Below are 3,342 nucleotides of genomic sequence, written 5' to 3'. Positions count from 1 at the left end.
GAAAAGCCAGGGACACCGAATCCAGAGAAACCTGAAAAAGAATTACCGAAGACAGGGCAGAAAATGCCTGTGGAACCATATATGGGAGCACTTCTTGTAATGATGAGTTTTGGGTTACTCGTATTAGGTAGAAAACAGCAGAGATAATAAAGGTGAAAAGGTATCCTCAAAGTATTTGAGGATACCTTTTTTAGCATAAAAAAAGCATCTAGCAAAAGTACTAGATGCAAATAAAAACACAAGGGAAGACAAAATTCTTCCCTTTTCCCGTATGTAATTATATCAAAAAATTTATAAAAAACTAGCTATATTTAAAATATAATTTTTAAAAAAGTTATATACATAAATAATTGCAATACGCGCAGTTTTATCTTTCTGAAAAATCCATTTCTTTAATTTTGAATATTAAGACTAATGTTGATAAATCTTCAGATAATTAGAAAAAATAACCAAAAGGATATATAATATTGCTTAATAAATAATTTTAATGAATTACATATATTTCATTTGGTGTATTAATTGAATATCATAATTTTAAATTTTATTAAGCAAGAATCTCGGTTACTTATTGCATTTCTAACATAGGGTGAGATAGAAAAATACAATAGTGTGGAGGTTTTTATAATGACGTTTGTTCTTAGTAAAATGAATGGGTTTAGCATAGAAGAAAAGGTACATGAATTTGAATCTAAAGGATTCCTTGAAATCTCAAATGAAATCTTTTTACAAGAGGAAGAGAATCATCGTTTATTAACACAAGCACAGTTAGATTATTATAATTTGGAAGATGATGCGTACGGTGAATGCCGTGCTAGATCTTATTCAAGGTATATAAAGTATGTTGATTCACCAGATTATATTTTAGATAATAGTAATGATTACTTCCAATCTAAAGAATATAATTATGACGATGGCGGGAAAGTTAGACAGTTCAATAGCATAAATGATAGCTTTTTATGCAATCCTTTAATTCAAAATATCGTGCGTTTCGATACTGAATTTGCATTTAAAACAAATATAATAGATACAAGTAAAGACTTAATTATAGGTTTACATCAAGTAAGATATAAAGCTACTAAAGAAAGACCATCTTTTAGTTCACCTATTTGGTTACATAAAGATGATGAACCAGTAGTATTTTTACACCTTATGAATTTAAGTAATACAGCTATTGGTGGAGATAATTTAATAGCTAATTCTCCTCGGGAAATTAATCAGTTTATAAGTTTGAAGGAGCCTTTAGAAACTTTAGTATTTGGACAAAAGGTCTTCCATGCCGTAACGCCACTTGGAACAGAATGTAGTACGGAGGCTTTTCGTGATATTTTATTAGTAACATTTTCTTATAAGGAGACAAAATGAGAGAGAATAAAATAATTATGATTTCTGGAGCCAATAGCGGTATAGGTCATGCTTGTATAAAATACTTTTTAGAAAAATCATTTTATGTAATAGCGCTTGATATTCATAATAATAATTTAATAGATTATATGAAAACAGATATGCCTTTGAAAGTAGTGCAAATTGATTTAAGTAATAGCGAAGCGATTCATAATCTTTTTACTCAATTAGATTTAGAAAAGCTTTCTCCTGATATATTAATAAATGCAGCTGGTATTCGAGAGATAACACCTGTTTTACATTTATCCGATGATATGTTTAAAAAAGTAATTGATGTAAATTTAGTAGCCCCATTTATCCTTTCTAGGGAAGTAGCTAAGCGATGGTGTGAATCGAAAATAAAAGGTTGTATTGTGAATATAGCATCGGTTTCTGGATTAATGGCTGAACCAGAGCGAGCTGCTTATGTTGCATCAAAGCATGCTTTAATCGGATTGACTAAACAGATGGCTATGGAATTTGGGAAGCAAAATATAAGGGTAAATAGTATTTCTCCCGGTGTTATTAGAACTGAACTTACAGAAGAATACTTTAGTAATAAAGCCTTGATGTCTATGATAAAAAGTAATCAATCTTTAGATACTTGGGGGTTGCCGCAGGATATTGTTTCATGTATTGAGTACTTGATTTCTGATCAGGCCCGCTTTATTACTGGTTCTAATTTTGTAATTGATGGTGGTTGGACTGCTGGGAAAAATTTATAATTGAGTGTTTTTGAGGAAAAGCACCTGTCCTTTTTTTAGGCTGGTGTTTTTCTCACTATAAACCGAGTTTTTATTGGAGGGGGATTAATTTGCTTCAAAAGAGTTTTAAGCAAGAGAAAACGGTACCGGCCTTAAAGATGATAGCATCAATGGTTATCTTTGGATCAGTTGGATTTTTTTCTGTTCAAACAAACTTACCTTCGTTTGAATTAGTGTTTGTAAGGTGTATTTTTGCGACAATATTTTTAAGTGTATGCTGGTTGCTTACAGGGCAATATAAACAAGATAAATGGGAACGAAAAGAAGTTATTCAAGTTTTAATATGTGGCTTTTTCTTAGTATTTAATTGGGTTTTCTTATTTAAAGCCTTTGAAAATATGTCAGTTACAATTGCTATCTCAGTTTATCATCTTGCACCAGTAATTGTACTGTTAATTGGAAGTATCGTCTTTAAAGAAAAATTAACATTCATATCTATCATTTCAATAATTGTGTGTTTTGCAGGAGCTTTATTAATTGCTGGTATTGATGGAAGCTTCTCTGTCGGCTCATTAATGTCTTCAGGTATGATATGGGGATTTCTTGCGGCTCTCTTTTATGCATTTACAACTTTATTTGGTAAAGGGATTAACAAAATGAGTGCGTATGCAATGACATTTTTACAAACATTCTTGGGGATATTTCTTTTAATACCATTTATAGATTTAGATGCTTTTAGTGGCCTCACTCAAAGTAATTGGACATATATTATAGCTACTGGTTTTATTCACACAGGGATAGTATATTATCTGTTTTTTGATAGTTTACGCTATTTATCTACAAAAACCATCTCAATATTAGTTTTTTTAGATCCGGCAGTGGCAATATTATTAGATACTGTACTTACTGGATTCCGTCCAACTTTAATGCAAATAACAGGAATTCTTTTTATTTTTATTGGCATGACTTTAACATTAAAAAAATCTAAAGATAAAAAACTAAGCCAAAAAGAAAAGCGAATTGAAAGCGATGCTAGTATATCTCAACAATAATGAAATATATTGTGTATAAAACGATAAACCTTGCATGAATCATGTAAGGTTTATTTTAGTTCAATATAATTCATATTTATAATACATAATTTTCAAAACTGAGGTATGTGTTTCTTTAATATGCTTTTGATTCAACTATTTTTATTTGACTATAAATTTACAAAAATGTATATAAAACCTTATTTTTTGATAATATATAAGTAATA

General features: G+C 29.9%; 4 protein-coding genes. All 4 read left to right on the top strand.

Annotated elements, in window-relative coordinates:
• Positions 1 to 147 (top strand): LPXTG cell wall anchor domain-containing protein (locus tag MR107_RS31445; protein WP_255855140.1); only part of this gene is annotated, 147 nt, incomplete at its 5' end.
• Between the two features lie 477 nt (positions 148 to 624).
• Positions 625 to 1,362 (top strand): 2OG-Fe dioxygenase family protein, encoded by a 738-nt coding sequence (locus tag MR107_RS29495; protein WP_000144813.1) that lies wholly within the window; start codon positions 625 to 627, stop codon positions 1,360 to 1,362.
• Complete coding sequence (locus MR107_RS29490; protein ID WP_001208947.1) at positions 1,359 to 2,105, top strand: SDR family NAD(P)-dependent oxidoreductase; 747 nt, start codon at positions 1,359 to 1,361, stop codon at positions 2,103 to 2,105. The genes MR107_RS29495 and MR107_RS29490 overlap by 4 nt, the downstream gene beginning before the upstream one ends.
• Before the next feature lie 89 nt (positions 2,106 to 2,194).
• A complete protein-coding gene (locus tag MR107_RS29485) occupies positions 2,195 to 3,136 on the top strand; it encodes a DMT family transporter (RefSeq protein WP_000939625.1) in 942 nt (313 codons plus the stop codon).
• Positions 3,137 to 3,342 lie beyond the last annotated feature (206 nt).

It is taken from the genome of Bacillus cereus group sp. BfR-BA-01441 (assembly GCF_022663075.1).
In the GTDB taxonomy this organism is placed as follows: domain Bacteria; phylum Bacillota; class Bacilli; order Bacillales; family Bacillaceae_G; genus Bacillus_A; species Bacillus_A cereus.
This window is presented reverse-complemented; position numbering and strand designations above follow the sequence as displayed.